This is a genomic window from Acinetobacter sp. AOR43_HL, from assembly GCF_027854635.1.
Lineage (GTDB): Bacteria > Pseudomonadota > Gammaproteobacteria > Pseudomonadales > Moraxellaceae > Acinetobacter > Acinetobacter pittii.
In genome coordinates, this window is sequence record NZ_JAKTHX010000024.1 from 1 (window position 1) to 5299 (window position 5299).

7 protein-coding genes and 1 pseudogene are annotated in these 5299 nt (G+C 40.1%); 2 read left to right on the forward strand and 6 right to left on the reverse strand.

From position 1 onward, the window contains the following. The 3 genes and pseudogenes from MKL33_RS09875 to MKL33_RS09885 form a co-directional block, all read right to left on the reverse strand. Positions 1–513, reverse strand: a pseudogene (locus MKL33_RS09875) (IS5-like element ISAba13 family transposase); the annotation flags it as partial. 227 nt (positions 514–740) lie between these two features. Beyond that, complete coding sequence (locus MKL33_RS09880) at positions 741–1022, reverse strand: addiction module antidote protein (protein ID WP_000985610.1); 282 nt, start codon at positions 1020–1022, stop codon at positions 741–743. After that, a complete protein-coding gene (locus tag MKL33_RS09885; RefSeq protein ID WP_000286963.1) occupies positions 1023–1325 on the reverse strand; it encodes a type II toxin-antitoxin system RelE/ParE family toxin in 303 nt (100 codons plus the stop codon). It abuts the gene before it with no gap. Between the two features lie 199 nt (positions 1326–1524). Between MKL33_RS09885 and MKL33_RS09890 the strand changes: the two genes are divergently transcribed. Together MKL33_RS09890 and MKL33_RS09895 are read left to right on the forward strand one after the other, a co-directional pair. Continuing rightward, complete coding sequence (locus MKL33_RS09890) at positions 1525–2187, forward strand: hypothetical protein (RefSeq protein ID WP_049069388.1); 663 nt, start codon at positions 1525–1527, stop codon at positions 2185–2187. A gap of 7 nt (positions 2188–2194) precedes the next feature. Then, positions 2195–2827, forward strand: a complete 633-nt coding sequence (locus tag MKL33_RS09895) for a hypothetical protein (RefSeq protein WP_270906894.1) — start codon at positions 2195–2197, stop codon at positions 2825–2827. On the opposite strand, the gene tnpC is transcribed toward MKL33_RS09895, so the two are convergent. The 3 genes from tnpC to tnpA form a co-directional block, all read right to left on the reverse strand. After that, positions 2824–4428, reverse strand: a complete 1605-nt coding sequence (gene tnpC, locus MKL33_RS09900) for an IS66 family transposase (protein ID WP_130120076.1) — start codon at positions 4426–4428, stop codon at positions 2824–2826. The genes MKL33_RS09895 and tnpC overlap by 4 nt on opposite strands. A 69-nt stretch (positions 4429–4497) precedes the next feature. Continuing rightward, positions 4498–4833: an IS66 family insertion sequence element accessory protein TnpB gene (gene tnpB, locus MKL33_RS09905; protein WP_004691519.1), complete on the reverse strand. Its 336-nt coding sequence runs from the start codon at positions 4831–4833 to the stop codon at positions 4498–4500. Continuing rightward, a complete protein-coding gene (gene tnpA / locus MKL33_RS09910) occupies positions 4830–5213 on the reverse strand; it encodes an IS66-like element accessory protein TnpA (RefSeq protein WP_004762545.1) in 384 nt (127 codons plus the stop codon). The genes tnpB and tnpA overlap by 4 nt, the downstream gene beginning before the upstream one ends. Between the last annotated feature and the right edge of the window lie 86 nt (positions 5214–5299).

A 5299-nucleotide genomic window follows, 5' to 3' on the forward strand; every position in this document is an offset into this window, starting at 1 on the left:
ACTCACATTGTTGGTTGTGAGCTGAACAGCGCGTATTTGTAAGGTTTTAGCATCTATACCCATATGTAATTTACGCCATTGGCGACGATATTCAGACTGATGTTTTTTACGCTTCCATTCACCCTCACCTAAGAATTTCAGACCTGTAGAGTCAACGATTAGATACAGTCCATCACAACTTTTTTGATAGCTAATCACAATATCAATATGCTGTTGTCGTCTACAAATTGTAGTGTAGTCTGGCGCTATCCAATTTAACCCACAAAGATGGATGAGACTTTGAACAAAGCCAGTGACCATGCGTAAAGACAATCGGAAGAGAGATTTAATCATTAGGCAGCATTGGATAGCTGCGTCGGAGTAAGTTTGATTTCGTCCTTGTTTGCCTTTTGATGGGGCATACCATTGCGTAGCAGGATCAAACCAAATGGCAATATTTCCACGATTAATGAGAGCTCGGTTATATGAAGACCAATTGGTTGTGCGATAAATTTTAGGTGTCGACTTATTCATTTGAAAATTATATTGTGGAATAAGCCTTTAGAGATAGGTTTGTGCAACAAAGCCTCTCTGATAGAGAAAAATTCTCTAGAAGGCTTTAAATACTTTCTTGAAAAAAACGCAGATCTTGAGATCTGCATTTTTCTTTTCTAATTATTAATATTTTCTAAAATTAACATAATACACCTTATATGAAATTTAAAAATGGAGCTTAAAGCTCCATTTTTAAATAACTTTTTTTAAATTGCTAAGCGTAAATTCAGTGCTTTTACAACTTTAATCACAGTATCAAAACTAGGGTTAACATCACCAGAAAGTGCTTTGTAAAGACTTTCTCGGCCTAGACCTGTATCTCGTGATAATTGAGCCATTCCTTTAGCTTTAGCAATGTTACCTAAAGCTTTAGCAATGAATGCAGCATCACCATTAGATTCATCGATACAGGCTTGTAGGTAAGCTTGCATATCTTCTTCTGTTTTAAGATGCTCAGCACTATCCCATTTACGAAGTTTGATAGCCATTTACAGCTCCTCCTCTAAATCTTGTGCTAATTGTAGGGCAAGTTTTATATCTTTACTTTGCGTAGACTTATCTCCGCCTGCTAAGAGAATAACGACCCTTTGCCCTTGCTTGCAGTAATAAATCCTATAGCCAGGTCCAAAGAAGAAACGTAACTCAGAAACACCTTCACCGACTGGTTCAGTATCTCCAAAGTTCCCATCTTCAACCCGATCAATTCGGACTTGTATGCGTCTTTTTGCCTGTTGATCTTTTAACTTGGTAAACCAATCATCAAAGGCTTCTGTGGTATATATTGAGTACATAAGCAAAATGTATCCTATAGGATACGTTTTTGCAAGACATAAACTTGGTTCTTTAGGCCTGAGGCACTGAATTTCATATAACAGCCATTATGTTAAATGGAGAAAATTAGTGGAAGTTTCTATTTTTCTTTTATAAAGATATTCAGGATCTGTTAGTCTTCTTTAAAATTTATTTACACCATAATTTACAGAGAAATTAATGCAAACTAAATTCGTAGATCCATCAACTTATGCTGTTAGCAATCAACCTTATCCATCTTTTAGTTATGGTGTACAGCATATTAGTAATGAAAATGGGCAACCTATTAATGGTTTTAACTTTTCAGAGTACGAAATTCCTGTCAGAAAAATACTAAGAAAGGATTCATCTCCAGTTATTGGTAACTTTAGAAGCTGGCCAACTCCTAGTGCTGACAAATTTATTAACGCAGTAGTAATGACTCGTTTATTTGTTTTATGTAAGGATAAACAAAAATTTCTTGTTGAAAAAATGGGGTTTCGTGAAACAGGAAATATTTTTAATGAAGACAAGTTGTTTATTTATTCTTTTTGTACAGAGAATTCTCAACTTGAAGTTTATATAGATGATAATGGAATGATCTCAGAAATTAATAGATTTAACCAGAATCTAAATTATAAAGCTAAAATTCCACTAAACATTTTAGGTCTTAACTATTTGATGACACAGGTTTTCTATGATCTTTGCCGGTTAAATCTTAGTAATGTCCAGTTAAATTCTGATCATCAACTACTAATTGGTAAGATACTTAACATAAGCTCTCCATTTAAGGAGTTAGACTCTTTAACTTATGATGATCTACCAAGTTTTAATATGTTAAATAACATAAGCTTGTTGGAATAATTAAGACATGAGCTATATCATTGCCTTTGTTAGTTATACTGATTTTACCGATAAAAAATATCCTGTGCAGTGTTTTCGTACAGATCTTAAGGTGAATGACATTGTGCTAGTTCGTCGAACAGATGGACAATTAAGATTTGCTACAGTTTTAAAATTAGAATATTTAAATTGGGATTGTAAAGGCTTCATCCTTTGTAAAAAATCAGAATGTTCTATTGATGATCATGGTAATTTATGCCCTCCGTCTAACTCAGCTATTATATTTGGAGTTGCGACTCCTGAAGTTTTCACAAAAAAATTAATAGATTCAGGATGGATATTACTGAGACCTCATAGTGCAACTTATAGAAAAATCTTAACAAAAACTAATGGATCACAGATTGCATATATTTTTATTAGAAAAAATGGAATTGATCTTCAGATTCTTCCTATTTCAGAAGAAAAGCTTCCAATAAAATCTGGTAGCTTATATAGACAATCTCTTACTCAAGGTAAAGTAGTCAGGCATACACTTGCTCATACAACTTTTAATCTTTATGAAGGAGTTCTTCGCTTTTCTGACAGCTTTATTAATAATGAACTTAATCTAGAGCGTTATTTTATTCGTAAGCGTCCGCTGAACCCCATGCCTATTTTTTAATTTGAGTTGGATTTCCAGCGATGTGGCAGTAATTCTTCTATTTGGGTCGCTTTATGCGTCGGCAGCCTTTTCAGCACATCACTTAAATAGGCATACGGATCCAGCCCATTCAGCTTTGCTGACTGGATTAAAGTCATGATATTGGCTGCTCGTTGGCCACTGCGCAGCGAACCTGCAAATAGCCAGTTCTTTCGTCCCAAGGCCCAGGGGCGCATTGAGTTCTCTGCCCAGTTATTGTCAATGGGTAGATTGCCATCATCCAGATAGCGGCTTAAGGCTGGCCAACGCTTCAGACTGTAATTGATGGCCTTGGCGGTTGGAGAACTCGATGGCACCGTCAGATAATGTTGGTTGAGCCATTCATACAGTTGTTGCATCACCGGTTGGCTGTGCTGTTGTCGGTATTCGCGGCGGTGTTCTGCTGTACTATCGGTCTTTTTCCTGAGTTCGGCTTCTATCGCATACAGTTTCTGAATCATCAGTAATGCCTGTTCAGCGATCTGACTTTTCCCAGTCACATGTAGCTCATGGAATTTACGACGTGCATGCGCCATGCAGCCCACCTCAATGACATCGCCTGATTTAAAGCGTGCTTTATAACCACTGTAATCATCACAGACCAGATGGCCCTGCCAGCCATTCAGGAACTCTTCTGCATGCTGACCTGAACGGCTATCCTGAAAGTCATAGATCACCGCTTGAACTGGATTGTACTGTGTAGTGGCATAGGCCCAGACATAACCTTTCTTCGGTTTTTTCTCATCATCACCCATCCGCATGATGGTGACCGGCGTTTCATCGGCATGGATCACCCGCTGTTGCAGCACCACCTGTTTTAAGGCATTGGCCAGAGGTTCCAGTTCCACACCGCAGCGACCAATCCAGTCAGATAAAGTAGATCTGGACAGATCAATGCCCGCCCGCTGATAGATCAGGCGCTGACGGTACAGCGGCAAATGATCGGCATACTTCGATACCAGCACATGGCTGAGCAGTTCAGGTGAAGCAATGCCTTTATCAATCACATAGGCGGGCATCGCTTGCTGAGTCAGGGTGTCACACTGATCACAGACCCATTTGCCACGCACATGCTGTTCCTTATAGAACTGTGCCGGTCTGAAATGCAGTTTTTCACTGATATCTTCGCCGATACGACGTAACTGGCAGCCACAACTGCATTGGGTTGATGCAGGTTCATGCTCAATACGGATGGTGTGTAAATGATCCGGCAGCAGTCGACGTTTAGGTTTGTTGACTGTGGCTTTCTCTGTCGCTGCATCGGTTTTATCTGCATTCAGCCGCTCCAGTTCCAAATCAACTGCTGCGATATCCTCTTCAACCGCTTCGTCCCACAGATGGATTTGTTTTGCGGTGAGATGTTCGTTTTTACTGCCAAATTTGTGCTGTTTAAATAGTGCGAGCTCATGCTCGTATTTTTGCGTGAGAATGGAAAGATGTTGAACTTTGGCATCCAATTGCTGGTTTGATTTTTCTAATTCTTGATTTGATTGTGCCAGAGACTGATGCTGCATTGCCAACTGTCTGGTAAATTCCAGCAGTTGTTCATGGGTCAGTTGGCTTAAGTCTGGCAGCGTATTCATGACCGCAGTATGCCTGAGGTCATGACGCAGAGGAAATAGAACGTTTGGAGAATAGCAGAATGGACCAGTTTAGAGCATCGTCACCACCTGCTGTCGTCCAATGCGCTGCCAAGGTAAACCCTGGATCAGTGCCTGTAACTGTTCCGGACTGATCGCCATGCTTTCACCCTGGTGAACCTGCGCCCAGTGGAATTTTCCCTGTTCCAGCCGCCGGGCACACAGCCAGATGCCCAGTCCATCATGTACCAGCACTTTCATGCGATGGCCACGTTTATTACAGAACAGGTAAGCACAATGCGGTTTAATGTAGCCAAAGGCTCTCACCACCTGAGCCATGATAGTATCCATCCCTGCTCGCATATCCAGAGGTTGGGTAGAAAGCCAGATTTCATCAATGCGGATCATGTTGCAAGTGCCTTGAGTAATTCTGCTAAAGCAGATATTTCTGATACTTGCCATTTCAAGCCAATTTCTGCTTTTGAGTGGGGTAAAGTAATTTGAACCGTTAACATGTCAGTAGGAGTAGGATCTAATGGTGCAGAGCAAGATAAGGCAATAAATGCAGGTTTATTCGGTAGTGGTGAGCGATCATTCCCTGGCTTACCATCAATTAAGCGAATCCATTTGGATACAAGATTTGTATTCAATCCATGTTGCAAAGCGACCGAAGCAATTGAAACGTCCGGTGCTTTACAAGCCTGAACGATCTGCTGTTTAAATTCAGCACTGTATGTTCTTCGTTTTTTCGCAAGAGATGCGATGGATGTCTGGTGATTTGTAGTCATAAATTTTAGTCCCCACTTGTTTTTAAGTGGGGACTAAATTAAGGCTTATAGGATGAATTCATAAGGTGTGTTCAGCGGACGCTTAC

Excerpts from the sequence above, each read along its gene's own strand:
- tnpA (WP_004762545.1), bottom strand. The coding sequence starts at position 5,213 with ATGACTACAAATCACCAGACATCCATCGCATCTCTTGCGAAAAAACGA.
- MKL33_RS09890 (WP_049069388.1), top strand. The coding sequence starts at position 1,525 with ATGCAAACTAAATTCGTAGATCCATCAACTTATGCTGTTAGCAATCAA.
- MKL33_RS09880 (WP_000985610.1), bottom strand. The coding sequence starts at position 1,022 with ATGGCTATCAAACTTCGTAAATGGGATAGTGCTGAGCATCTTAAAACA.
- tnpC (WP_130120076.1), bottom strand. The coding sequence starts at position 4,428 with ATGAATACGCTGCCAGACTTAAGCCAACTGACCCATGAACAACTGCTG.
- MKL33_RS09895 (WP_270906894.1), top strand. The coding sequence starts at position 2,195 with ATGAGCTATATCATTGCCTTTGTTAGTTATACTGATTTTACCGATAAA.
- tnpB (WP_004691519.1), bottom strand. The coding sequence starts at position 4,833 with ATGATCCGCATTGATGAAATCTGGCTTTCTACCCAACCTCTGGATATG.
- MKL33_RS09885 (WP_000286963.1), bottom strand. The coding sequence starts at position 1,325 with ATGTACTCAATATATACCACAGAAGCCTTTGATGATTGGTTTACCAAG.